This is a genomic window from Streptomyces sp. HP-A2021 (assembly GCF_022807935.1).
In the GTDB taxonomy this organism is placed as follows: Bacteria; Actinomycetota; Actinomycetes; order Streptomycetales; family Streptomycetaceae; genus Streptomyces; species Streptomyces afghaniensis.
Map to the genome: position 1 here is coordinate 9,402,469 of NZ_CP094344.1, position 23,708 is coordinate 9,426,176.

Annotated in this window: 19 protein-coding genes and 2 pseudogenes; 13 read left to right on the forward strand and 8 right to left on the reverse strand. The window is 70.3% G+C overall.

Features of this window, described 5'->3' with window-relative positions; genetic code table 11:
- Positions 1-440 precede the first annotated feature (440 nt).
- Both MQE23_RS42345 and MQE23_RS42350 read left to right on the forward strand, forming a co-directional pair.
- Positions 441-2,744, forward strand: coding sequence for an XRE family transcriptional regulator (locus MQE23_RS42345; RefSeq protein WP_243382109.1), 2,304 nt, complete (start codon positions 441-443; stop codon positions 2,742-2,744).
- A gap of 371 nt (positions 2,745-3,115) precedes the next feature.
- Positions 3,116-4,141: a helix-turn-helix domain-containing protein gene (locus MQE23_RS42350; protein ID WP_243382111.1), complete on the forward strand. Its 1,026-nt coding sequence runs from the start codon at positions 3,116-3,118 to the stop codon at positions 4,139-4,141.
- A gap of 673 nt (positions 4,142-4,814) precedes the next feature.
- On the opposite strand, the gene MQE23_RS42355 is transcribed toward MQE23_RS42350, so the two are convergent.
- From MQE23_RS42355 to MQE23_RS42365, 3 genes are all read right to left on the reverse strand, one after another.
- Positions 4,815-5,540, reverse strand: a complete 726-nt coding sequence (locus MQE23_RS42355; RefSeq protein ID WP_020273605.1) for an alpha/beta hydrolase — start codon at positions 5,538-5,540, stop codon at positions 4,815-4,817.
- Positions 5,541-5,624: 84 nt separating this feature from the next.
- Positions 5,625-6,221, reverse strand: a complete 597-nt coding sequence (locus MQE23_RS42360; RefSeq protein WP_243382113.1) for an alpha/beta hydrolase — start codon at positions 6,219-6,221, stop codon at positions 5,625-5,627.
- Between the two features lie 79 nt (positions 6,222-6,300).
- Positions 6,301-7,272 (reverse strand): alpha/beta hydrolase, encoded by a 972-nt coding sequence (locus tag MQE23_RS42365; protein WP_243382115.1) that lies wholly within the window; start codon positions 7,270-7,272, stop codon positions 6,301-6,303.
- 441 nt (positions 7,273-7,713) lie between these two features.
- Between MQE23_RS42365 and MQE23_RS42370 the strand changes: the two genes are divergently transcribed.
- The 4 genes from MQE23_RS42370 (at position 7,714) to MQE23_RS42385 (ending at position 11,701) form a co-directional block, all read left to right on the forward strand.
- On the forward strand, positions 7,714-9,594 hold the full coding sequence (locus MQE23_RS42370; protein ID WP_243382117.1) for an amidohydrolase: 1,881 nt from the start codon (positions 7,714-7,716) through the stop codon (positions 9,592-9,594).
- 124 nt (positions 9,595-9,718) lie between these two features.
- Entirely contained in the window at positions 9,719-10,381 is a 663-nt protein-coding gene (locus MQE23_RS42375) for a hydrolase (RefSeq protein ID WP_020273601.1), read from the forward strand.
- 77 nt (positions 10,382-10,458) lie between these two features.
- Entirely contained in the window at positions 10,459-10,983 is a 525-nt protein-coding gene (locus tag MQE23_RS42380) for a DoxX family protein (protein ID WP_243382119.1), read from the forward strand.
- Positions 10,964-11,701: a YoaK family protein gene (locus tag MQE23_RS42385; RefSeq protein ID WP_243382121.1), complete on the forward strand. Its 738-nt coding sequence runs from the start codon at positions 10,964-10,966 to the stop codon at positions 11,699-11,701. Before MQE23_RS42380 ends, MQE23_RS42385 begins: the two co-directional genes overlap by 20 nt.
- Before the next feature lie 989 nt (positions 11,702-12,690).
- Here MQE23_RS42385 and MQE23_RS42390 read toward each other — a convergent pair.
- Positions 12,691-12,972, reverse strand: a complete 282-nt coding sequence (locus tag MQE23_RS42390; protein ID WP_020273597.1) for a hypothetical protein — start codon at positions 12,970-12,972, stop codon at positions 12,691-12,693.
- A gap of 158 nt (positions 12,973-13,130) precedes the next feature.
- Between MQE23_RS42390 and MQE23_RS42395 the strand changes: the two genes are divergently transcribed.
- Together MQE23_RS42395 and MQE23_RS42400 are read left to right on the forward strand one after the other, a co-directional pair.
- Positions 13,131-13,799, forward strand: a complete 669-nt coding sequence (locus MQE23_RS42395; RefSeq protein WP_243382945.1) for an aldo/keto reductase — start codon at positions 13,131-13,133, stop codon at positions 13,797-13,799.
- A gap of 462 nt (positions 13,800-14,261) precedes the next feature.
- On the forward strand, positions 14,262-14,606 hold the full coding sequence (locus MQE23_RS42400) for a hypothetical protein (RefSeq protein ID WP_243382122.1): 345 nt from the start codon (positions 14,262-14,264) through the stop codon (positions 14,604-14,606).
- 544 nt (positions 14,607-15,150) lie between these two features.
- Here MQE23_RS42400 and MQE23_RS42405 read toward each other — a convergent pair.
- The 3 genes and pseudogenes from MQE23_RS42405 to MQE23_RS42415 all read right to left on the reverse strand — a co-directional run bounded on the left by MQE23_RS42405 (position 15,151) and on the right by MQE23_RS42415 (position 17,586).
- The gene (locus MQE23_RS42405; RefSeq protein WP_243382124.1) at positions 15,151-15,903 is read right to left on the reverse strand and encodes an alpha/beta hydrolase; all 753 of its coding nucleotides are present in this window, start codon (positions 15,901-15,903) and stop codon (positions 15,151-15,153) included.
- A 150-nt stretch (positions 15,904-16,053) separates the two neighbouring features.
- Positions 16,054-16,436 (reverse strand): annotated as a pseudogene (locus tag MQE23_RS42410) (ATP-binding protein); the annotation flags it as partial.
- A gap of 115 nt (positions 16,437-16,551) precedes the next feature.
- Positions 16,552-17,586, reverse strand: a complete 1,035-nt coding sequence (locus MQE23_RS42415; RefSeq protein WP_020272556.1) for a LacI family DNA-binding transcriptional regulator — start codon at positions 17,584-17,586, stop codon at positions 16,552-16,554.
- A 181-nt stretch (positions 17,587-17,767) separates the two neighbouring features.
- Here MQE23_RS42415 and MQE23_RS42420 point away from each other — a divergent pair, with 181 nt between their 5' ends.
- From MQE23_RS42420 to MQE23_RS42440, 5 genes and pseudogenes are all read left to right on the forward strand, one after another.
- Positions 17,768-18,550 carry a TIM barrel protein gene (locus tag MQE23_RS42420; protein ID WP_243382126.1) on the forward strand — a complete coding sequence of 261 codons (783 nt, stop codon included), beginning with the start codon at positions 17,768-17,770 and terminating at the stop codon, positions 18,548-18,550.
- A gap of 119 nt (positions 18,551-18,669) precedes the next feature.
- A complete protein-coding gene (locus MQE23_RS42425; RefSeq protein ID WP_037669116.1) occupies positions 18,670-19,689 on the forward strand; it encodes a sugar ABC transporter substrate-binding protein in 1,020 nt (339 codons plus the stop codon).
- Positions 19,690-19,787: 98 nt separating this feature from the next.
- A complete protein-coding gene (locus MQE23_RS42430) occupies positions 19,788-20,807 on the forward strand; it encodes a Gfo/Idh/MocA family oxidoreductase (RefSeq protein ID WP_243382128.1) in 1,020 nt (339 codons plus the stop codon).
- Positions 20,808-20,879: 72 nt separating this feature from the next.
- Positions 20,880-21,842 (forward strand): sugar phosphate isomerase/epimerase, encoded by a 963-nt coding sequence (locus MQE23_RS42435; RefSeq protein ID WP_020272552.1) that lies wholly within the window; start codon positions 20,880-20,882, stop codon positions 21,840-21,842.
- A 115-nt stretch (positions 21,843-21,957) separates the two neighbouring features.
- Positions 21,958-22,139 (forward strand): annotated as a pseudogene (locus MQE23_RS42440) (lipid II flippase MurJ); the annotation flags it as partial.
- 550 nt (positions 22,140-22,689) lie between these two features.
- Here MQE23_RS42440 and MQE23_RS42445 read toward each other — a convergent pair.
- The gene (locus MQE23_RS42445) at positions 22,690-23,655 is read right to left on the reverse strand and encodes a hypothetical protein (protein ID WP_243382130.1); all 966 of its coding nucleotides are present in this window, start codon (positions 23,653-23,655) and stop codon (positions 22,690-22,692) included.
- Positions 23,656-23,708 lie beyond the last annotated feature (53 nt).

Sequence of the window (23,708 nt, forward strand, 5' to 3'; positions counted from 1 at the left end):
GCGATTGATCTGCGTCGATGAATTCGGGCCGCTGAACTTGATGCCCCGCAAGGGCAAGGCATGGGGGCCGGTACGGCGTCCGCGCCGGCTGCGGGCCACCTACAACCGCTACGGTGGTGTGAGACACATGCTCGCCGCCCTCGATCTGGCCACCGGCAGGCTGTACTACCGCATCCGCCCACGCAAGCGGTGGCGCGCAAAAGCTTTCATCGGAGGCGATGGCGGCACTGCTCCGGTGAACTCCGGACGGCGGCGGTTGCGGTGGCGCCTGCGCGGTCCCCAGGGCCTCACACCGCTGCGCGCCGATCTTGGGCGCAACACCGCCAACGTGATCTGTCCAATCACCGCGCCATGTCAATGCGGTTGCGGAAGTCTCGTAGAATTTTGGTGATCATGCTCAGGGGTTTCGGTGACGGCATGACGGTGAGGATGGGGGCGGGGTGGGCGGTGAACAGGCGTCGTTCGGGGCTGTATTGCGAGAGTTCCGGCTGGCCGCGTCGTTGACCATGGAGGGCCTGGCGGAGGCGTCGGGCGTGAGCGTGCGGGGCATCGGGGACCTGGAGCGGGGGCGGCGGGCCGCTCCGCAGCGACGTACGGTGGCCGCGCTCGCCGACGGTCTCGGGCTGAGCGAGGCGGACCGGGAGCGGCTCCTGGAAGTGGCCCGCAGCGGTCGCAGCGCGGGCTACAGCCCCACGGGAGTACGGACCTTTCCCCGCGGCATAGACGACTTCGTCGGGCGCGAGCAGGAACTCGCCCGGCTCACGAAACTCGCCGAGCGGGCTGTCTCCCGGAGCCTGACCGAGGTGACCAGCGGACCGGGGAGCGGCAGTTCCCACCCGGTGGCGGTCGCCGTGTCCGGCCCGCCGGGCACGGGCAAGACGACGCTGGTCCTGTACGCCGCGAGGGAACTCGCCGACCGGTTCCCGGACGGGCAACTGGTACTGGATCTGCGCGGGATGGACGATGCGCCGCCGGGCCCCGCCGAGTTGATGCTCGGTGTGCTCAAGGCGCTTCAGGTGGCCGACCGGGAGCTCGCGAAGGCCGGGCCCCAGGGACACGCCGGACTGTACCGGCGGCTGCTGGCCGACCGGCGGGTCCTGCTGGTCCTCGACAACGCCCGCGACGAGGCGCAGGTCCGCCCGCTGCTGCCGGGCGCCGGGGCGGGGATGGTCGTGGTGACGAGCCGCCGCATGCTCACGGGCCTGGAGAGCGTGCACCGCATCCCGCTGGGCGAGCTGAGTCCTGACGAGGCCGCCACGTTCCTGACCACGCTCGTCGGGCCGAAGCGGGTGGAGGCCGATCCGACCGCCCTCGACGATGTCGCCCGGCGCTGCGGACATCTCCCGCTGGCGCTACGGGTGGCGGGCAACTGGCTCGCGACCCGCACCGGTTGGTCGCTGCGCCGCCTCGCCGACCGCCTCGCGCTCGACGAGCGGCGACTGGACGCGCTGGCCGCCGGTGACGTACGCGTGTCCGCCGCGTTCGACCTGTCCTATCGGCAGCTCACCCCGACGGCCGCCCGCCTCTTTCGCCGCCTCTCCCTCGTCCCGGGGCCGGACACCGGCGCTCCTCCTGCCGCCCGGCTGACCGGACAGCACCTGTTCGACGCCGAGGACACCCTTGAGGAACTGGTGGAGGCCGGGCTGTTGGGCACCGACCGGGACCGCTACCGCCTGCACGACCTGCTGTGCCTGTTCGCCCGTAACCGGCTGGAGGCCGAGGAGAGCTCGGACGACATCCAGCGGGCCCGCACCGATCTGTACCGGTGGCTGCTGGAGACCGCCGTGGTCGCCGGCCGCTGGTTCGAGCCGGACCACGGTGCCCCGCCCGCCACCTGGCGCGGGACCGTGGACCTGTCCTCCGCCGACAGGGCGCTCCAGTGGCTGAAGGCCGAGAGCGCCAACTGGCTGGCCGCCTTCCGCGCGGCCGCGGAGGCCGGTGAGCACGCCACGGTGGTGGAGGTGGCCGAGGCGCTGCACTGGTTCTCCGACCAGTGGATCTTCTGGGGGCACTGGCCGGAGGTCTTCGCGACCGCCGCGCGGGCCGCGCGGGCGCTGGGCGATCCGCTTCCCGAAGCGACCCAGACCAACTACCACGCCTGGGCTCTCATCGTGTGCGAAGGGCGCCCGCGCGAGGGCGTCGACCGTGCTACCGAAGCCCTCGCCGCCGCGCGGCGAGCGGGCGACACGTCGCAGCAGGCCTGGGCCCACAGCTACCGGGCCTGGGGCCTGCGCAAACTCGGCGAACAGGAGGCGGGGCTCGAAGACATCCGCGAGGCCGCGGGCCTCTTCGAAGCGGCTGGAGACCTGCACGGAAGCCTTCAGGCGAAGCAGGGCCACGCCCTCGGTCTCATGGAACAGGGCCGGACCGAAGAGGCCCTCACCGCCTATCAGGGTGTCGACGCCCTCCTGGAGGAGGCCGGCGATCGCATCGAACCGCACGTCGCCGTCATCACCCGCATTGAACTGCACTCGAACATCGGCGTGACCTACGCGCAGCTCGAACAGTGGGACGAGGCGGTCGCGCACCTGCGGATCGCCGTCGACCTGTACCACGAGAACGGCAACACGGCCATGGAGAGCCGCCGTCTCCACACACTGGGCATCGTCCTGCTGGACGCCGGACGAACAGCCGAGGCGCACGAGGCCTTCCGGCGTACCGCGGCCATGGGTCCCGGTGCCGATCCGCGGATCGTCGCCGACGCCCGCGAGCGCGTCGCTCGCCTCGAAGCGTCCGGCGCTTGAAGTCTTCTCGGTCTTCTGCGATCTCTGGCCTTCTGACGTCTCCTGACAACTCCTGACGGCTCCTGAACGAGAGGCTATGTCGGCCGGGCGCAGAAGTCCGTTCTCTGAGCGCACTGGTTCCGTTCTCTCCCTGCACAGCACCGGTCATCCGCACCGGCAGGACTTTCTGCCTGCTTTCTGCCTGGAGGTCGCTACAGCCCGCTGATTGTCTGGACACGGCGGAGAAACCGGGCGGCGACGTTGCCGACCGGACATCCGCGCAGGACCAGGTACCGGCCGACGCCCTTTCGCGGCAGCGGCGCCGGCCCCGGATCCTTGTGCGCTCGGATCCGAGGTCTCCGTCACAGCGCGTGGAGGGAGAGGAGAACCGGATGGATCTGGTGCTGACCACTGCCGCGGTTTCCGAGAACGATCAACTCGCCTACTGGTGCGAGGCGATGGCCGGAACGCGGGTGCCCATGGCCGTCACACCGAGAGGCGACGGACCGTTCGCCGGCCGGATCACCATCGGACGGGTGGGGTACCTCCGGGTCGCCACCGTGGAAGCGGACGCGTACCGCGCCGGCCGGACGGCGTCGCACATCGCGCGCTCGGCCGAGCAGTTCGTGGGGATCGGCGTGCAGGTCTCGGGCCGGACGGCCCTCGCCCAGGGCGGTCGGCGGGCCGACGCGGGACCGGGCGACCTCTACGTGTACGACACCGCGCACCCGTACATCCTGGAACACCCGGAGCGGTTCTCCGTCCGTATCGTTCATATGCCCCGCCGGGCGCTGGGCCTGTCCGACGCGGAGCTGCGCCGTGTCACCGGCACCGCGATCGGCACAGGGCAGGGGTGCGGCGCGGTCCTGATGCCGTTCCTGACGACGCTGGTCAACTCCACGGACTCGTACTCCCCGACGGCCGCGGGCAGGCTGGCGGCCAGCGTCATCGAACTCTTCGCCACCCTCGTGGCCGAGACGGCCCCGGACGCGGGCGCCGAGGAGGAGACCTCGCGCGGTCACCTGGTGGCGCGTATCCGCGACCACATCGACCGGAACCTGGGCGATCCCGCCCTGGCACCGGAGGGCATCGCGAAGGCGCACCACATCTCCGTGCGCTACCTGCACCGGTTGTTCGAGGACGAGGGGATCACCGTCGGGCGGCTCGTCCAGCGGCGTCGGCTGGAGGAGTGCGCCCGCGAGCTGGGCCGGGGCGGAAGGGCCGCCCCGACCGTGTCGTCCGTGGCGCAGCGGTGGGGTTTCGTCAACCCCGCCCACTTCAGCCGGGTGTTCCGCGGCGCCTACGGAATCTCGCCCCGCGAATGGCGCAGCGTGCGGGCCGCGTGGAACGGCGACGGGAGCGGTCCCTTCGTCGTCCCGGACCGCCGTTCGCTGCGCCAACTGCCCCGGCTGCCCTAGACCGGTGACTGGCCCCGCACCGGCGACGTCTTGCCGAGCCGCCGGAGCGGGTCGCCTCGCCTCGCAGGTCATCGCCGCAGCAGGAAGACCGTGCACGGCGGGTGCGGTGTGGCCCGACGGGCCCACTCGGCGTCGTAATGCACCGGGTGGTTGTCCGCCGCACAGTCTGTAACGCGGCGGCGTGGGCGTCGGTCAGGGTGCGGCAGGAGGCCCGGAACACCTCGCCGATCCTCAGGTCCGCGAATGTCCTGGCCGGGACCACCAGGAACGCCCGGGGTCGAACTCGGCTGCGGGGGAGGGGGTTTGGGTTTCGGAGTGCTGCGTGTTCACCATCACGGGCTCCTCCAGCTGGATACGACTGACGATTGACGGCTACGGCTACGGTGCCTATCGGCCGGGCGCGATCCGCGCGGCCAGCACATGGGGATCCTCGTCGGTGAAGTGCACACCGCTGGCGACGTAGGCGGTGGCGCCCCGCACGGCGAGGGAGGTCGGATTCTCCAGGCCGTCGGCGCCCGTCAGGACGACACGGTGGCTGCCGTCCGGCCGTACCAGGGCGACCTCGTTGTCCGCGTTGACCCGCGGCCAGCGTGACGGCGCGATGTGGGATCGGTGAGTTCATGGGTTCAGCTCCTCGAAGTGGCGGGCGGAGGCAGGCGTGGAGGGCGGTGGGTCAGGCGGTGGTGGCCCGGACGGCCTTCTCGATGAGGTCGACGACCGCCTCGGGGTGGGCGAGCATCACCAGGTGCGAGGAGTCGACCTCGACGGTGGTCATGCCGGCCCGCTCGTAACCGAAGCGCTCCACATCGGGGTTGATGGTGTGGTCGGACGAGGAGACCAGGCCCCACGAGGGCTTCGTCTCCCAGGCCGCAGCCGGGGCCGCCTCGGTGAACGCCTGTGCGGCCAGCGGGCGTTGGGAGACGGCGAGCACGGAGGCGAGCTGCGGGTCGACGTCGGCGGCGAAGACGGCCGGGAACTTGTCGACCTGGACGGACACGTCGGTGCCGGGGGTGGTCGAGCCCTCGATCGGGAAGGGCGTCTGGACGAGCGCGGCGGCGAGGTCGGAGTCCGGGAAGCGGCCCTGCAGCTCGCCGAGGCTCTCGCCCTTCTGCAGGGCGTATCCGGCCAGGTAGACGAGCGCCCGCACGTTGTCCTCCACGCCGGCGACGGTGATGACGGCGCCGCCGTAGGAGTGCCCCACCAGGACGACGGGGCCGGGGATCTGGCGGACGATCGAGGCGACGTACGCGGCGTCCCCGATCAGGCTGCGGTTGGGTACGGCGGGTGCCACGACGTCGAGTCCGCGGGTGATCAGTCCGGGGATGACGCGGGCGTAGCTGGAGGCGTCGGCGAAGGCGCCGTGGACCAGGACGACGGTCGGCTTCTCGGTGGTGGACATGGGTGACTCCCTTGAAATGTGGGCTTGTTGGTGGGTGGTTCGTGGGCTGTGGTGACCGGGTGCTGAAGTCCTCACCCCAGTTGGTCAGGACGGGGCAGTCGATGAGCCGGTCGGCGTCCTCGTCTCGGGGCTGAGCATCTCGGGGTCGTAGGACCAGCTCCGGTAGAAGTGGGTGAGCCAGGTCTCCTCACGGCCGGCGATCAGCGCCTCGGGCAGGTCGGGCACGCCGAGGAACGTGAAGAACCAGTAACCCATCCGCGCCAGACGCACGTCGTACGTCTCGGCGATGACACGGGTGGGGATGTTGTCCATCGCCACGAACCTGTCGACGCGCTCCCGGTGGTCCTTGGCGAACCGCGTGCCGACACGGGCCCCGCGGTCGTGGCCGACGAGGGCGATCCGCTCGTGGCCGAGGTGGTCCATCAGCGCGACGACGTCGTTGGCCATGGTCCGCTTGTCGTAGCCGGCGGCGGGCTTGTCGGTGTCGCCGTAGCCGCGCGGGTCCGGCGCGATCACGGTGAATCGTTCGGCCGGCACCGGGATCTGCTTGCGCCAGCCGTACCAGGTCTCGGGGAAGCCGTGCCGCAGATGGACTGGCGGGCCCTGCCCGGCGCTGACCCAGTGCTGCTTGATCCCGTTGAGTTGCGCGGTGTGGTTTGTGAGGTCGGGCGGTTCCGGCATGGGCGGTCCTTCGCGGAAGCGAGGGGAGGCCGGCGGAGGGGCCCGGCCGCGCGGCGGCGGGGCAACTGGTGGCGCCGCGTCAGCGCGTGCCGAGCATGCCGCGGAGGGTGGAGATCGCCAGCGCGATGGCGGTCCCGGCGGCGTGCGTCTCGCGCAGGGCGTTGAGCATCACGAAGTCGTGGATGACGCCCTGGAAGCGGACCGCGGTGACCGGGACACCGGCCTGACGCAGCTTGTTCGCGTACGCCTCTCCCTCGTCGCGCAGCACGTCGGCCTCACCGGTGACGACCAGCGCCGGCGGCAGACCGGCCAGCTGCTCGGTGGTGGCCCGCAACGGGGAGGCGGTGATCTGCGCCCGCTCGGCCTCGTCGGTCGTGTACTGGTCCCAGAACCACTGCATGCCGTCCCGGCGCAGGAAGTAGCCCTCGGCGAACTGGCGGTACGAGCCGGTGTCGAAGCTCGCGTCGGTGACCGGGTAGAACAGCACCTGGCCCAGCAGCGGCACCTCGCCGCGCTCCTTGGCCATCAACGTCAGCGCGGCGCTCATGTTGCCGCCCACCGAGTCGCCGGCCACCGCGAGGCGCGCCCCGTCCAGACCGAGCGCGGCGCCCTGCTCGACGACCCACCGGGCCACCGCGTAGTTCTGCTCGATGGCCACCGGGTACCGCGCCTCGGGCGAGAGGTCGTACTCGGGGAACACGACCGCCGCGCCGACACCGACCGAGAGCTCGCGCACCAGCCGGTCATGGGTGTGCGCATTGCCGAACACCCAGCCCGCACCGTGGATGTAGAGAATCACCGGCAGCGTTCCGGCGACACCCGCGGGCCGCACGATCCGCGCCCGCACGCTCCCCGTCGGACCACCGGAGACCGTGACCCACTCCTCGTCCACCTCCGGCAGCTCCACCGGTCCGGACTGCACCTCGTCGACCGCCTTGCGCCCCTCCGCCGGCGCCAGCTCGAACAGGAACGGGGGACGGGACGTCGCCTCCGCGAACGCGGCCGCAGCCGGTTCGAGTACCGGTACGACCGGCTCCACAGCATCCGACATGAAAGGCTCCTCAAGGACTTGCCGCACACCGGACCGTCCGGCGCGACGCCCCCGACCGGAAACGACGTCCGCTCGGGGCGATGCCGTAAAGCTAGAAGCGCCAGAACGCCGGGAATTGCCCGCCAGTGCACCGTGTATGCCCTGACAGCGCACTGCGCCCGGCCGGTGCGCTCTCGGTATCAACGGAGTGCGCTACGGGGATACTTGGCCGTCACGGACCCGCATAACGTGGCTTTGCAGCCGCAGGCCGGCCGTCCCTTCGTGGAACCGGCTGCCGGGGGGAAGAAAGCCGCGTGAATTTCCCGGGAATTCACGCCGGTTGTTCCACGAACCGGGTGGGCGCCGCAGGGGCGCGCGTCCCCGTTCTCCTCCGCTTCGCCGCTGACAGCGAACGCAATCGACGTTGCTCATCCCGCAGGAGGGTGTCCAAAGGTGTCGACGATGCCGGTCGGGGGACTCACGCCCCAGGCCACCGACGACGCGGCGGACCTGATCGTCCGCAACGCGAAGATACACACGGGCGACCCGTCCAGGCCCCAGGCCGAGGCGCTCGCCATCCGGGCCGGAGTCATCACGGTCGTCGGCGACGACACCGACGTGGCCCCGCAGACCGGGCCGGGCACGAAAGTGGTCGACGGCCTCGGCCGCCGCATGATCCCCGGGCTCAACGACGCCCACCTGCACGTCATCCGGGGCGGCCTCAACTACGTACTGGAGCTGCGCTGGGACGGCGTGCCCACGCTGCGACAGGGCCTGGCGATGCTGCGGGAGCAGGCCGCCCGCACCCCGAAGGGGCAGTGGGTACGGGTGGTCGGCGGCTGGTCGGCCGAACAGTTCGCCGAACGCCGGCTGCCGACCGTCGCCGAACTGAACGCGGCCGCGCCCGACACTCCGGTCTTCGTCCTCCACCTGTACCAGGCGGCGGTCCTCAACCGTGCGGCGCTCAAAGCGGCCGGGTTCACCCGGGACACCCCGGAACCCGGGGGCGGGCAGATCGTCCGGGGCCGGGACGGCGAGCCGACCGGCATGCTGCTCGCCGCCCCCAGCGCCCTGGTCCTCTACTCCACCCTGGCCAAGGCGCCGGTGCTCCAGGGCGAGGACAGGAAGACCTCCACCCGCCATTTCCTGCGCGAGCTGAACCGTTTCGGGCTGACCTCCGCCATCGACGCCGCCGGCGGATTCCAGAATTTCCCTGACAACTACAGCACCGTCGTCGAACTCGCCGAAGCCGGCCAACTCTCCGTGCGCATCGCCTATCACCTGTTCCCGCAGACCGCGGGCCAGGAGATCGACGACCTCACCCGCTGGGTCGACATGGCCAGGCCCGAGGACGGAGACGAATGGCTGCGCCTCAACGGCGCCGGCGAAAACCTCACGTGGGCCGCCGCGGATTTCGAGAATTTCGCCCAGCCGCGCCCCACACTGTCCTCCGGATACGAGGAGCAATTCGAGAAGGCCGTACGCCTCCTCATGGAGAACGGCTGGGGTTTCCGGCTGCACGCCACGTACGACGAGACCATCCGCCGCGATCTCGCCGTATTCGAGAAACTGGCCGCGGAAGGGCTCTTCCCGTCAGGGAACCGCTGGTTGTTCGACCACGCGGAGACGGTCTCGGCGGACAGCCTCGACCGCATCACCGCCCTCGGCGGCGCGCTGTCCGTGCAGAACCGGCTGTCGTTCCAGGGCGAGGCGTTCCTCCGCCGCTACGGACCGGGCATCGCGGCGGACGCCCCGCCGATCGGTGCCATGCTGGAGCGCGGTCTGACCGTCGGCGCGGGCACGGACGCCACCCGGGTCTCCTCCTACAACCCGTGGATCGCCCTGCACTGGCTGATCACCGGACGCAGCGTCGGCGACCTCGTCATGCGCCCGCCGCACAACCGCGTCGACCGGCGCACGGCACTCGCCATGTTCACCGAGGCGGGCGCCTCGCTGACCGGTGAGCAGGACGTCAAGGGCGTGCTGCGTCCGGGGTTCCTGGGCGACCTGGCCCTGCTGTCCGAGGACTACTTCACCGTGCCCGAGCCGGACATCGCACACATCGAGTCCCTGCTGACGGTCGTCGGGGGCCGCATCGTGCACGCCGCGGCCGAGTACGAGGGACTCGACGAGGAACTCCCGCCGGTCAGCCCGGCCTGGAGCCCGGTGGCGCACTACGGCGGCTACCGAGCCACGCCCCCTACCGGCCTGTCGGGCACCCGCCAGGCCGAACTCCTGGGCCAGGCCGTCGCGGAATCCGAACAGCACCGCCAGTGGCGTGCCCGACGCGGCCTCACCCCGCAGACCGCGAACACGCCCTTCGATCCCTGCTTCGCGCTGTGAACTCCCGGGCGACCTGAGGGCCTCGCCGCCCGTTCCCGGGCACCACCCGCACCCCGCCGTTCGCCGAACGGCCGCCCACGACTCCACTCAATGCACTGATCACCCACTCAAGAAAGGCACCCCCATGGTCGACGTCTCCGAGGTCACCGCGGTCCCCAGCCCCGACCTGCTGACCCCCGACAACTGCGCCGTGCTGTTCGTGGACCACCAGCCGCAGATGTTTTTCGCCGCCGGGAGCGCCGACCGCTCCTCGGTCATCAACTCCACCGTGGGCCTGGCCAAGGCGGCCAAGGTCTTCGATGTCCCCGTGGTGCTGAGCACGGTGGCCGCCGAATCGTTCTCCGGGCCGCTCATGCCGCAGCTCGCGGACGTCTTCCCCGACCAGAAGATCGTCGACCGCACCTCCATGAACGCCTGGGAGGACGCCCCCTTCGTCGAGGCCGTCAAGGCGACCGGCCGTAAGAAGCTCGTCATCGCCGGTCTGTGGACCGAGGTCTGCGTCGTCCTGCCGACCCTCTCCGCCCTCTCGCAGGGGTACGAGGTGTACGTCGTCACCGACGCGTCCGCCGGGGTCAGTCCGCAGGCGCACGAACACGCCGTGCAGCGCATGATCCAGGCCGGTGCCGTCCCGGTGACCTGGGTGCAGGTGCTCCTGGAACTCCAGCGGGACTGGGCGCGCACCGAGACCTACGTCCCGGTCACCGACGTCGTGAAGGAGCACGCCGGCGTCTACGGCCTCGGCGTCGTCTACGCGCAGTCCGTCATCGGAGCCCACGCGGCCGGCTGACCCGCCCGGAGCCGGTCAGCAGCGGCCGGTCAGGAACAGGCAGTCAGGAACAGGCAGTCAGGAACAGGCGGGAGTGAATGGACAGCGGACTCTTGGTCCTGCGGCTGGTGGTGGGACTTCTCCTCGCCGGGCACGGAGTGCAGAAGGTGAGCTTCCGGCTGGGCGGCAGGGGCCTCACGGGCGGAACCGACGAGTTCCGGCGCGACGGCTTCCGGGGCGGGCGGCTCACGGCGCTGGCGGCGGGCGGCAGCCAGATCGGCGGCGGCCTGTTCCTGGCGGCCGGGCTGCTCACCCCCTTGGCGGGCATGGCCGCCATGGGCGTCATGACGGTGGCGAGCACCGTCAAATGGCGCAGGGGACTGTGGGTGCAGGACGACGGCTACGAGTATCCGATGGTTCTCGTCGTCGTCGGCGCGGCCCTCGCGCTCACCGGCCCCGGCCGTTTCTCGGCCGACCACGTCGTCGGTCTCGACCCCTGGCCGGTGTGGAGCGGCGTCGCCGCGATCGTGCTGGGCCCGGCCGGCGGACTGCTCACCCGAGTGGCCCTGCACCGTCCCGCCGTCCTGGAAGGAACATCCCGCCATGCGCAAGCTGTTGACTGACGCGGCCCTCACGCTGGCACCGCCCAAGGGGGACCGGCACGGCCCGCTGATGCCGCTGATGTTGACGCTGACGGTGGTGACGGGTCTCGTCGACGCGGTGAGCTACTTGGCGCTCGGCCACGTCTTCGTCGCCAACATGACCGGCAACGTGGTCTTCCTCGGATTCGCCCTGGCCGGCGCCGATGGCCTGTCCGCGCCCGCGTCCGTCGTCGCCATGGCGGCGTTCCTCGCCGGCGCGCTGGTGGGAGGCCGGTCCGGCACCCGGTTCGCGGCGCACCGGGGGCGGCTGCTGACCGTCGCCACGGCCCTGCAGACGCTGCTGGTCGCCGGGGCCGTCGTGACGGCCGCCGTCACGCACGGCACGGTGGGCACCGGGGCTCAGTACACCCTGATCGTGCTGCTCGGCCTGGCCATGGGACTGCAGAACGCGGTCGCCCGGCGCCTCGGCGTCCCGGACCTGACCACGACGGTCCTCACCCTGACCCTGACGGGGCTCGCCGCCGACTCGTCCCCAGCGGGCGGGGCGACACCCCGTCCGGGCCGACGCCTTCTCTCCGTCCTGGCCATGTTCCTCGGTGCCCTGGCGGGTGCGGTGTTGCTGCTGCACACCGAACTCGCGCTCGCCCTCGGCCTCGCGCTGGTGTTGCTCGTCGTGACGTCGGCGGCCGTGCACCGCCTCTCCGGCTCGGACGACCCGTGGATCAAGCCGCTGACCTGAAGCGGCGCCCGTACGTCACAGGGCGCTCGGCAGGAGATTCCCGAGCAGCGTGGACGTCTCCTCCCGCAGGTCGAGCTGGTTGTCCTCACCGTGGTCGGCCTCCGGGCACGACAGGGGCCGCGCGTCCGGGGCCGCGTACCGGTGGCCAGCACGACACCGCGCCGCGCCTCGAACGAGCGATCGCCGACAGTGACCTGCCGCGTGCCACGAAGCCGCCCCCTCCCACGGACGAGCCGGGCGCCCTTGCCCGTCAGTCCTGACCTCGGGCCGGGTGGTGATCGCTACCCGCGACCGCTCACGGTCAGACCGCCTCCTCATATGGGCGCCAGTTACACAGCGGCGAATTGGAGGAGTTCCGCAACGCCTTGGGCACGGGCGTAGGGCTGGAAGCGGGGGAGCAGGTCCTTGATGAGGTGGTGGCCGCGTCCGGTGTCGCCGAGGTCGAGGAGGGCCCTGGCCGGAGTCCACCGCGAGGTCGGCTTCGGACACCCAGGCGCACCAGGCGGGCGGCCTGCGCCCGGGCACCGCCAGTGCCGCATGCGGGGCGCTGTTCCAGCCGATCTTCTCGGCGCGCTTCTCGATCGCCTCTCGTACAGCGTGAGCTGCGGCTTCGTCCTCGAAGAAGGCGATGGACAGTCCGTTGCCGGTGGCGGGGTCGACGAGGTGATACGCGCCATGGACGCCGGGCACCGTGGCGGCGGCATCCAGCACCCAGTCCCGGTCGTCAGTCGGCATCGGTTCCCACACGGCCACTCTCGCGATCATCGCAGCCGTCAACGACGCATTTGGGACGACGTCACAGTCACGGCCTCGGCGAGTGCGGGTCCACGCTGGACGTCAGTACCGGGTTCTGAACCCACGGAGCGACGGGCTCGGCAGCCTGAGAGACTACGAGGTCCCTTCATTTCTGTCCGTTGTCCGTGCCACGGACCGGCCCTGAAACAGGCTCCAGACAGTCTGCTGCCCACAAGGCAGTGCGGCGAGCGCTGCTAAGCGATCAGCGAGTTGTAGAGCTCGGTCATTTCGGTCTCGAAGGGAGGCGCGTTGAGTTCCTGGGCTGCCGGGATCACCCGTTCGCGAAGAAAGCGGTCGTGATGTTCCGCAGACTCCCAGACATCGACAACCTGCCAACCGCCTCCCTCCAGCGGCGCGGCGTAGTGGGCGATCATCCCACTCGGCAGGTTGTCAGGGTCAGGAATGACCTGGTCGATGGTCGCCTGGTAGAGCTCCTGGGTCCAGTCAGGGCTGTGGTGATACGCAAGGATGGGCATCCGCCAGCCCTCCTTTCGTGCTGGTCGGGCTTTGCTCACGACGCTAGGTATCGGGGCTGAGGGCCGCGACCGCTGATACTCCAACCAGCGTGCTGCCGCAGCATCCGCTTGGCCGCCGGGGCGAGAGACGGCGCTTCAAGCGGCTTGGCGAGGCCCTGATGGCGGCCTGCCCGCCGGGAGCCGACACTCGCTGGCCCGCCCTGTACGTCAAGGCCCGTGTGGACGGCGACCGCGCGGTGCGCCCGAGGCGTTCGACGCGATGGCACGCGGGAGCTGGCTGCCGGGCGATCCCGGAGGCGGCTGCCCGTGCGGCCGCCTCCGGCGCGCAGTGGGTCGACACCGCCTTGAAATACGCCACCGGCCGTGCCCAGGACTTGCTGGCTCCGGCCCTGGCCGCCCACCCGTCCTTGCGGGTCTCGACGAAGGCGGGTACTTCACGACGGCCACCGGCAGCGGCGCCTGAACGCCGGTGCCTCACCGCAGACCAGGCCTCAGCTGGGCACAGCCTCGCCCCGGACTACGTGCACTGGCAGATCCGCCGTAACCGCGAGCAGCTCGGGCGTGAGCGGCTGGACCTGGTCCTGCTGCACAACCCCGAGCACGCCCACGCCGGCGAACGTCCCGCCCTGCGCCGCGCGATGCGGGACGCGTTTGTCGTCCTTGAGGAAGCCGTGGCGGCCGGGCAGGTGGCCGGGTACGGGATCGCCACCTGGGCGGGGCTGGAAGAAGAAGAGTTCACGTGGCGCAGCTGCTCGCCCTGGCCGTCGAAGTCGCGGGCGGGCAGCACCACCACCTGGTCGCTGTCCAGCTGCCGGTCCGCCTGGTGATGATGACGCCGATTGTCCAGGCCCTGGACGGCGCGGGCCGATCCCGGCCGCCGTGGGCGCGGGCCTGCGGGTGATGGCCTCAGCTCCTCTGCACGGCGGCGAGCTCCCCGGCGTGGTCGACCAGGAGCTTGCTGACCTCATCCGGCCGGGCCTGACCCCCGCACAGGCGTGCCTCCTCACCGTCGCGTCATGCCCAGGAGTGACGGACATCCTCATCGCGGCCTCGCTACGCCACACTTGAGGGAGGCTGGCTGACGCCGTCGCTCAACCCTCCCTGACCGCCGCTAAGTTGCGGGAGATCACTGGTGTACTCGCCTCCCGCTGACCCGGACACCGAACAGCGCATGCGCACGCACCACGCCCGCGCCGCGAAGGCCCTGGACGTCCAGACCGAGCCCGGCGGGGAGTTCTGGGGGCGCCCCGGTCCGCACCGCCGCTGGCGCCCCGGCGTGGCTGCGGCTGGTGTCCGCACCGGCGGACAAGGCGTCGGGGAAGCTGTGGGACGGAGCCCTGAACGCACAGCACGTCTTCGGCGACCTCGACGGGCACCGGCCCGAGCTCCTGGGCGTGCATGACGCCTTCGACGACGGCACCGCCTACCGGGCGGAGCTGTCAGCCCGCGTCGACCACCCCGTCCTGTCCGACGACCCAATCCTCCAGCACGACCTCAGGCTGCCGGGCTCCTGGTGGGACGACCTGACCAAGGCGAGAAGGTGTCGGCAACTGTTACCGACCGTGTCGCCGTACGACAGCAGTACATGGACCGGGCGATCCCCGAGTTCGTCGGCATCCCAGCCCCGGCCGTGACCTGCTGGACCACCGCCCACGCTGACCTGCACTGGGCGAACGTCACCTCGCCCCTGCGGCTTCTGGGCTGGGAGGGCTGGGGGCGCGCTCCGGAGGGGCTCGACGCCGCCACCCTCTACGCCTACTCACTGCTCCGAAGGCCCGCTCCGAGACTGGTCCGAGGAACTTCGCCGGAATCTCTCCCACAGGACCAAGTCCATGGCCTGGCGCACCTCGTCAGTAATGTCACCGGGTCGGAGCTCGCTCATCGCCCCACCTTGGGCGACCGCCCTCACTGGCCAGACCGACCACGACGCCGACAATGGGAGTCGTTTTGGCGTGACTTCGGGAGTCGTTTTGCGATGGGCGTCATGATCAATGTCGGTGACTTTTGATGTCACCCGGGTGCTGCGGGGCCGCCCGCTTGGTCATGATGAGAGCCGGAATGGCTATAGGGCGGCCCCTCCCGTGTGCCGCCTGTCGGCCTGTGGAGGAGATACGTGAGGAAGGGGCCACATGTCATCACGGTGCCGCTCAACGCGTTGCGGGCGGGCGGCGGACTTCGTTATGAAGCGGCTGGATCTGCAGGCGACGTCGTGAACAGCTCCGCGAGCAGCTTCCCGAAGGCTTCAGGGGCTTCGAGCATCACCATGTGGCCCGTCCCGGGCAGCTCCGTGTAGCTGGCTGCAGCGGTCAGCGCCCATGCGGGAACGTCCCATCCGCCGCGTGAGCGCGCTCCGGCGACCAGATGCACCGGAGTGCGCTCGAACACCTCGCGCAGCAACTGCTCATAGCTGGTATTTGCGGTGTAGCCGACGACGGCACGGGCCATCGCCTGAATGGTGGTGGCGGGCTGGTAAGCCAGGGCCTGCGTGGCGGCGCGGATGCGCTCGTCGGTCGGCTCGATATCTCCGTTGCGCAGCCAACGCTCGGGGTCGGCTCGGTTGGCCCGCATGATCTGCTCCACTTCGGCGGTCGTTTTCGCCGCCATCTGGGCTGACCAGAAGGCATCTTGGAGGGTGAAGTTACCTTCAACGTTGACGAACGATGCCGTTCGTTCTGGGAACCGGTGGGCGAACGCGGCGGCGATTACACCGCCGACAGAATGGCCGACCAGGTGCATCGGTTTGCTGGGCGCCGTCCGGTCAACGGCGGCGAGCAGGTAGTCCACCTGCGACTCAATGGTGATGCCTGCGTGGTCGGCCCCTGCGTCCGCTCCGTAGCCCAGCAGGTCGGGGCTGAGAATCTGCGCTGGATGTAGACGTGCAAGGGCACGAGGGTCAGAGAACGGGCCGATAAGACCGTGAAGGAAGATCACTGGTAGCACGGGACGTCAGTTTCTCACCCGTCGTCGGGAACCGTCTACCAGGTGGGAGAGACCTCTGCGGTGGCCCAGGCGCGGACACGGGGCGCCACGCGGCGCTTACTGCGACTGGGCCCCGTGCTGCACCGGCGCAGTTTGGCCCGGTCAGCTGGCCTGGGCTTGTTCGGTTTGGGCCTTGGTGTGGGCGAGGCGGTAGGACTCGGTGCCGCTCTGGATGATGGCGCCGTTGAAGGTCAGCCGGTCGACGATGGCCGCGCAGAGTCGCGGGTCGGTGAACGTCTTCGTCCAACCGCTGAAACTCTCGTTCGAAGCGATCGCGACGCTGTTCTTCTCCTCGCGCTCGGTCAGAACCTGAAACAGCAGCTCAGCGCCCCTGCGGTCAAGTTCCATGTAGCCCCGAGTTCGTCAATGCACAAAAGATCGACACGGCCGTAGCGGGCGATCGTCTTGGACAGTTGCTTGTCGTCGGCGGCTTCGACCAGTTCGTTGACGAGTTTGGTGGCCAGCACGTAGCGGACGCGGTAGCCGTGCATCGCGGCCTTGTGCGCATGCATCCGCGACCTGTACGAATCACGATGAAACTTCCTCATGGGGTTGCCGTGGAACTTCGACCAGATCGAGCCGGGACTGGAGCAGCGCGGGTCAGGAGCGGCAAGGTGCCCTGGTGGTGCTTCGTATGACGAGGTGTGGTGTGACGACGACTTCTCGTTCCTCGTCCACCGCCCCACCCTCCAGCCGGGCGACGGCCCGGCTCACGGCCCGGCGCGCCAGCTGGCGGGCTTCTTGCCCGACCGTGGTGAGTTGGACGTGGGCGAGGCGGGCGAGGTGGCTGTCGTCGAAGCCCACGACCGAGATCTCGTCGGGCACAGGGATACGGGCGCGCAGGAAGGTGTCGAGGACGCCGATGGCGCAGTGGTCGTTGAAGGCGAGGACGGCGGTGGGGCGGGCAGCCTCGGCGAGGAGTGTTCGTGCGGCTGCCGCGCCGTGGTCCTCGGTCAGCCCGCCCGGCACGAGGCGGACGCGGTCGGTGAGGCCGTGGTGCTTCATGGCCGACTTGTAGCCGCGGCGCCGATCGGCAGCGCCCGGCGCCCTGCCCCCGTCGATGTGGACGATGTCGCGGTGGCCCAGTGCCACGAGGTGGTCGACCGCCTGGCGGGCGCCCTCGTCGTCGGCAGCGCGGACGACGTCGACGCCGTCGGTGAGCGGACGCAGCCGGCGGGCCACGGAGACGACGGGAAGCTGCGCCGCGAGTTCCGCCAGCCGGGCCGCCGGGGCATGGGGGCTGAGCAGGATCAAGGCCTCGCAGCGGTCGGCGAGCAGCGCCTCCACCGCCTCCTGTTCGCTGCGGCTCGCGGCGACGGCGCTGAGCGCGATCTGATAGCCGGCCGCCCCCGCCGCGGCGTAGAGCGCCTCGACCATGTCGGCGTGGAAGGGCTGTCGCAGGTCGAACTGCACTCCCACCAGGTGCGAGCGGCTGCTGCGCAGGAGGCGGGCCCTGCTGTCCGGCCGGTAGCCGATCTCCTGCGCGGCCCGCAGCACCCGCTCGCGACTTGCCGCGCTGGGCCCCTTGGCACCGCGCATGACCATGGAGGCGAGCGGCACGGAGACACCCGCCCGCGCCGCGAGGTCGCTGAGCGTCGGCCGCTTTCCGTCCGGAACGGCAGAGCGCGATGGCACCGTCGGCCTTCCTGATCGAGGGTCTTCTCCGAGGTGATCGTAGACCGAGCCAAGCAGGACACGTAGTGGTCAACGTTGTTACAACGTTATAAATCAAATGTCCGCACAAACCCTTGACAGGCGGCCCGGCGCCTGGCGTACTGCTCCTGTTCTCTTAGAACGTTATAAGTCTGGAGCTGCGATGTACACGTTGGCGGTCTGTGCCGAGATGGTCTACCGCGACCTGCCGGTCGAGGAGCGGGCCCGGCGCATCCACGAGGCCGGCTTCCAGGTGGAGATCTGGGACTGGACCCGGCACGACCTGAACGCACTGGCCCAGACCCCCGCCGAGTTCTCCTCGATGACCGGCTACATCCGCGGCACCCTGACCGACCCGGACGGCGCAGCCGAACTCCTGCGCACGGCCGAGGAGTCGATCAAGGCCGCCGAGCATCTCGGCTGCCCCCGGCTCAACCTGCACGGCACCGGCCTGGACAGCGAGGGCCTGCCCGTGGTGCCGGTGACCGGCGAGGCCACCGGCGATATGTGGATCACCGCCCACCGCACGCTCACCCGCCTGGCCGAACTGGGCGAAAGCGCGGGCGTCACCTTCACCTTGGAGAACCTCAACACCGCCGTCGACCACCCCGGCGTCCCGTTCGCGCGGGCCGCCGACACCTACGCCCTGGTCGCGGCAGTCGATCGGCCCGGTCTGCGGATGAATCTGGACCTGTACCACGCCCAGATCGGCGAGGGAAACCTCATCGAACTGATCCGCCGCGCGCACGGCGCCGGCCTGATCGGAGAGATACAGGTCGCCGACGTGCCCGGCCGCTGCGAACCCGGCACCGGAGAGATCAACTATCCGGCCGTCGCCCGCGCCCTCACCGACCTCGGCTACGACGGCACGGTCGCCCTGGAGGCATGGCCCTCCGGCGACAGTCACACCGCCATGGAGCGGTTCCGCGCCGCGTTCACCCTCTGATCCCACCTCCAGTCGCACAGCAGGCCACCCAACAGCTCCCCGCCCGACCCACAACGGGATGTGTTGCGTCCCGCCGGTGGATCACCCCTTCCCGCAAGTCAGCACAGTGAGGTGCCGAAATGAACCGCTCGCTTCCCTCCCGCTCCCGCAGATTCACCATGCTCGTGGCCATGGCCGCCAGTACAGTCCTGGCACTCGTCGGCTGCTCCAGCAGCTCGGGCGGCAAGAAGTCGGATGAGAGCGCCGGTGGCGTCTCGGCCGGCAAGGCCACCACGCCCCGCATGACCATCGCGATGATCACCCACGCCGTCCCCGGTGACACGTTCTGGGACACCATCCGCAAGGGCGCCCAGGCCGCGGCCGCCAAGGACAACGTCAAGCTGGTCTACTCCTCCGACCCGAACGGGGGCAACCAGGCCAACCTGGTGCAGAACGCGATCGACCAGAAGGTCGACGGCATCGCCGTCACCCTCGCCAAGCCCGATGCCATGAAGGGCACCGTGGCCAAGGCGGTGCAGGCCGGTATACCCGTGGTCGGCTTCAACTCCGGTGTGGACGACTGGAAGAAGCAGGGCCTGCTCGAGTACTTCGGCCAGGACGAGACCGTCGCGGGCGAGGCGGTCGGGAAGAAGCTGAGTTCCCTCGGCGCCAAGAAGGTCGCCTGTGTCATTCAGGAACAGGGCCAGGTCGCCCTCGAGGCACGCTGCGCGGGCGTGAAGAAGGGCTTCTCGGGCACGACGGAAAACCTGTTCGTCAACGGCGCCGACATGCCGTCCGTGAAGTCGACCATCACCGCCAAGCTCAAGCAGGACCCTTCCATCGACTACGTCGTCACCCTCGCCGCCCCGGTCGCGCTGACCGCCACGCAGGCGGTGTCCGACGGCGGCAGCAAGGCCAAGGTCGCCACCTTCGACCTCAACAAGGAACTCGTGAAGGCGATCCAGGGCGGCAGCATCGAGTTCGCCGTCGACCAGCAGCCTTATCTGCAGGGCTACCTGGCGGTCGACTCTCTCTGGCTCTACAAGACCAACGGCAACTACAGCGGCGGTGGCGTGGCGCCCGTGCTGACCGGCCCGGCCTTCGTCGACAAGTCCAACGTCGAGGCCGTCGCCACGTTCGCCGCCAAGGGGACACGGTGACGACCCGTACGACCCGGGTCACGGCCGGACCCGTGTGGGTTCGGTCGGCCCTCTCCTGACCGTCACCGCCATCGCCCACCCTCAAGTCAAGGAACCACATGACCTACCGCACCTCCCTTGGAGTCGCCGTGATCGGCGCCGGCCGCATGGGAGCCGACCACGTACGCAGGATCAGCGAGGTGACCAGCGGCGCCCATGTGGCCGCCGTCGTCGACGTCGACATCGATCGCGCCAAGACGGTCGCCGCCGACGTCGACGGATGCGCGGCCTATGGCGACGTCGCCGAAGCGATGGCCTCACCCGACGTCGACGCGGTGCTGCTCGCCTCCCCGGGCGTCGCCCACGAGGCGGCACTGCTCACCGCGTTCGAGCACGACCTGCCCGTCCTGTGCGAGAAGCCCCTCACCCCCGACGCCGCCTCCGCCCTGCGCGTGCTGGAGGCCGAGCAGCGGCTCGGGCACCGCCGGGTGCAGGTGGGCTTCATGCGCCGTTACGACCACGAGTACATCAAGCTCAAAGCGCTGCTGGACAGCGGGGAACTGGGCCGGCCGCTGATGTTGCACAACCGGCACCGCAACCCGTCCTGTCCGCCGGACTTCACCAGCGCCATGCTCATCAACGACTCCGTGACCCACGAGATGGACATCACCCGCTGGCTGCTCGGCCAGGAGATCACGTCCGTCACGGTGCTGCGGCCGCGGCCCTCCGGCAACGCGCCCGAAGGGCTGGCCGATCCGCAGTTCGTCGTCTTCGAAACCGACGGCGGCGCCCTGGTCGACGTCGAGATCTACGTCAACGCCCGCTACGGCTACCAGGTCCAGGCCGAGGCGGTGTGCGAGCACGGCACCGCCCGCATCGGCGACCGGCACGACATGCTCGTCAGCACCGGCGGACGCTGGGGCGGCACGGTCACCCCCGGCTTCGTCGAGCGGTTCGAGGAAGCGTACGACCGCGAGGTACAGGCATGGATCGACGCCACCCGGCGCGGCGAGGTCACCGGCCCCAGCGCCTGGGACGGTTACGCCGTGGCCGCGGTCTGCGAGGCGGGCATCCGCGCCCAGACCGAGGGCCGCCGCGTCGAGGTGGAACTCGCCGACCGACCGGCCCTCTACATCTGACCCCACCGCCGGCACGCCGAACCAGCGGGGAACGACCCTCCCCGCCCGACCACACCGCAGACGGGACGCATCATGAAAATCGGTCTGAACACCGACAGCGTCGGGCAGCTCACGCTCGACGAGACCCTGGACCTGGCCGCCGAACTCGGCCTGGACCACGTGGAGTTCGCCACCGGCGCCTGGTCCACCGCCCCGCACATCGACATCGACCGGCTTCTCGACAGCGACGGCGCGCGCCGCGAACTGCTGGCCAAGCTCGCCGACCGAGGACTCACGATCAGCGCCCTCACCTGCTCGGGCAACCCTCTGCACCCCGGGCCCAGCGGCCGCGAGCACGACCAGGTCGCGCGCAGGACGATCGCTCTCGCCCCGCTCCTCGGCGTCGACCGCGTGGTGATGATGTCCGGGCTGCCGGGCGGGCCGGGCGACGCCAACCCCAACTGGATCACGGTCTCCTGGCCGCCGGAGACCACACAGATCCTCGACTGGCAATGGACCGAGGTCGTACTCCCGTACTGGCGAGACCTCGTCGCCCACTCCCGTGACCGGGGCGTACCCAAGCTCGCTCTGGAGATGCACGCCCACCAGGCGGTCTACAACGTCCCCACCCTCCTGCGCCTGCGCGAGGAGGTCGGGCCCGTGGTCGGAGCCAACTTCGACCCCAGCCACCTGATGTGGATGGGCGCCGACCCGCTCGCCGCCATCGAGACCCTGGGCGAGGCGATCTACCACGTACACGCCAAGGACACCCGGCTGGAACCCTCCCGCCAGGCCCTGACCAGCAGGCTGGAGACGCTGCCGGTCATGGCCGCCAAGGAACGCTCCTGGAACTACGTCACCCTCGGCTACGGCCACGACGACGCGTTCTGGCGCGCTTTCTGCCTCGCCCTGCGCCGAGCCGGCTACGACGACGTCCTGAGCATCGAGCACGAGGACGTTCTTGTGGCCCCCGTCGAGGGCGTCACCAAAACCGTCGACCTGCTGCGCCGCGTCATCCTGCGCGACCCCAGCTCCTACAAGCCCCAGGAGATCTGAGCCGTCCTAAGCCGCACGGACACGAGTTCCGCGCGGCTCGGTCCGCCAGGCCGAGGTCGACCGCGACGACAGGCTGTCGACCGCCGAACACGAGGAACTGAAGCAACTTTGGGCGCTACGGGTCAGCGGGGTGGTCATCGTGCCCGCGGCCTTCCTCTTCCTCGCCCTGGGCCGGCAGATCTCCTCACTGCTGTTCGCCCACGGAGCAGCCGACGTCGCCTCGGCCCGCCCGCTGGGCTACATGCTGCAGGCCTTCGTCTCGGGCTCATCCCGTTCTCCGCCCAGTACCTGCTGCTGGGCTGGGCCGCAGCGCGTGCGCCGGCCTGGGAGAGGGAACGTGGCCTACTGCCGTCGCATTGGCTGCCCGGGCACTCGCGACAGCGGCGCGCTCATGGAGGATTTCCCCACCGGCCAGCAGGCAGCTGGTGGTCAGCGCCTGCGGGTAGACACCGCCGACGCTGGAGACCAGCACGTCGATGGTCCGGTCGACGCCGCCGTTCCAGCCTTCACCGCAGGAGGTACCGCGGGCACCGGGTGCGCCGCCGGGCAGTTCTTCGACCGAGCAGTGGGCTCCAGCCACGGCGCCGGCCTCGACACCACAGACCAGTTCGTCCGCGTCACCGGGCCTCACTCCCCGTGGCAGCGAGGACTGCGAGTATCCGCATCCGGTCGTACCGCCGTCATCTGGTAGTCGCTCACCCGTAGCCGCGGGCCAGCGCTGACCTCCCGCATCCCCGCACCCTCTGAGCGTGTGGTCATCGGCCTGCCCCTTCTTCCGCCGCCCACTCCAGCCCGAGGCCGGCAGCGCCGACAGCAGCCAGCGCCCGCCGGACAAACCCCACATACATCAGGAACCCGGCGCCGGGGTCATCGCGGGATCCGGTACGTGGCCGGGTGCGGTAGTGGCGGCCGTCAGCCGTGCGGCCGCTTCGGCGTTGAGGCGTCGGAAGTCTGCGGCCTCCGTGGGATGACGTTCGGCCCAGTGGCGGGTGGCTTGCTCGTACAGGCTGCGGTGGGTCTTCGAGCGGCCCACCTGGCGGTCGCACTCGGCTGTGGCGACGGCGAGAGAGATGGCCTGGTCTCGTTGCAGGGTGCTCGCCCGGGCGCGGGCGTTGTCCGGGGTGGTGAAGTGGTGGCCGCGGGCGCCTACGCAGGTGCTCCAACGGGCGGTGGCCTCCTTGTAATCGGGGCTCTTCTTGACCTCCTCGTCCACGGGGCGGAAGCGGGCGTTCACGAATGTGTCGGCGCGGGCCCACCTCTCGTAGTCACCGAACAGTCTGATGCGGGCCTCCGCGAAGCACCCGGCCGTAGGGTGCTCCATGGTGCCGACTCCAGGGACGCTGACCTTGATCCTGCGTTGTCCTGGCTGCCCCATCAAGGCCTTCTCCCAGGCGTTGCGCCGCTGGGGGGACAGCCCCGCGAGGTACGCCTGCTCCTGACGCTCCGCGGGGGAGGACGACCGCGCGGGTGCACCGGGGGCTGGGCCGAAGCCCTCACGCCGGGCGCGGGGCACGTCATCCAGCGTCAGCTCCCGGTTCGTCGCGGCGGCCTCAGCCCGCAGCTCGGCGAGGTCGGTGGAGTCGTAGAAGAAGGAGAAGCCCTGGCGGGCCATGCAATCCCGTACCAGGGCTCGTTCCGCGTCCGCGAGCAGCGCCCTGGTCTCAGCCGGCAGGTCGAGGGCTCCGGGCCGCGCGGCTGCCGGAACGGGTGCGGGAGCGGGGGCCGACGGGGAGGAGCACGCGGACGCCGTGACGACGAGTGGGGCGGCGGCGAGGAGGAGGATCAGGGCTCGGGCGGTATCGCTGCGCGTCATGGGGGGTCCTTCCAGTACCCGTTGCGGGCACGCGGGCGGTACCGGCCGGACAC

Bases quoted from the DNA above. Each gene is read 5' to 3' on its own strand.
- MQE23_RS42350 (WP_243382111.1), top strand. From the start codon at position 3,116: ATGGATCTGGTGCTGACCACTGCCGCGGTTTCCGAGAACGATCAACTC.
- MQE23_RS42355 (WP_020273605.1), bottom strand. From the start codon at position 5,540: ATGTCCACCACCGAGAAGCCGACCGTCGTCCTGGTCCACGGCGCCTTC.
- MQE23_RS42360 (WP_243382113.1), bottom strand. From the start codon at position 6,221: ATGCCGGAACCGCCCGACCTCACAAACCACACCGCGCAACTCAACGGG.
- MQE23_RS42365 (WP_243382115.1), bottom strand. From the start codon at position 7,272: ATGTCGGATGCTGTGGAGCCGGTCGTACCGGTACTCGAACCGGCTGCG.
- MQE23_RS42370 (WP_243382117.1), top strand. From the start codon at position 7,714: ATGCCGGTCGGGGGACTCACGCCCCAGGCCACCGACGACGCGGCGGAC.
- MQE23_RS42375 (WP_020273601.1), top strand. From the start codon at position 9,719: ATGGTCGACGTCTCCGAGGTCACCGCGGTCCCCAGCCCCGACCTGCTG.
- MQE23_RS42380 (WP_243382119.1), top strand. From the start codon at position 10,459: ATGGACAGCGGACTCTTGGTCCTGCGGCTGGTGGTGGGACTTCTCCTC.
- MQE23_RS42385 (WP_243382121.1), top strand. From the start codon at position 10,964: ATGCGCAAGCTGTTGACTGACGCGGCCCTCACGCTGGCACCGCCCAAG.
- MQE23_RS42390 (WP_020273597.1), bottom strand. From the start codon at position 12,972: ATGCCCATCCTTGCGTATCACCACAGCCCTGACTGGACCCAGGAGCTC.
- MQE23_RS42395 (WP_243382945.1), top strand. From the start codon at position 13,131: ATGGCGGCCTGCCCGCCGGGAGCCGACACTCGCTGGCCCGCCCTGTAC.
- MQE23_RS42420 (WP_243382126.1), top strand. From the start codon at position 17,768: ATGTACACGTTGGCGGTCTGTGCCGAGATGGTCTACCGCGACCTGCCG.
- MQE23_RS42425 (WP_037669116.1), top strand. From the start codon at position 18,670: ATGAACCGCTCGCTTCCCTCCCGCTCCCGCAGATTCACCATGCTCGTG.
- MQE23_RS42430 (WP_243382128.1), top strand. From the start codon at position 19,788: ATGACCTACCGCACCTCCCTTGGAGTCGCCGTGATCGGCGCCGGCCGC.
- MQE23_RS42435 (WP_020272552.1), top strand. From the start codon at position 20,880: ATGAAAATCGGTCTGAACACCGACAGCGTCGGGCAGCTCACGCTCGAC.
- MQE23_RS42445 (WP_243382130.1), bottom strand. From the start codon at position 23,655: ATGACGCGCAGCGATACCGCCCGAGCCCTGATCCTCCTCCTCGCCGCC.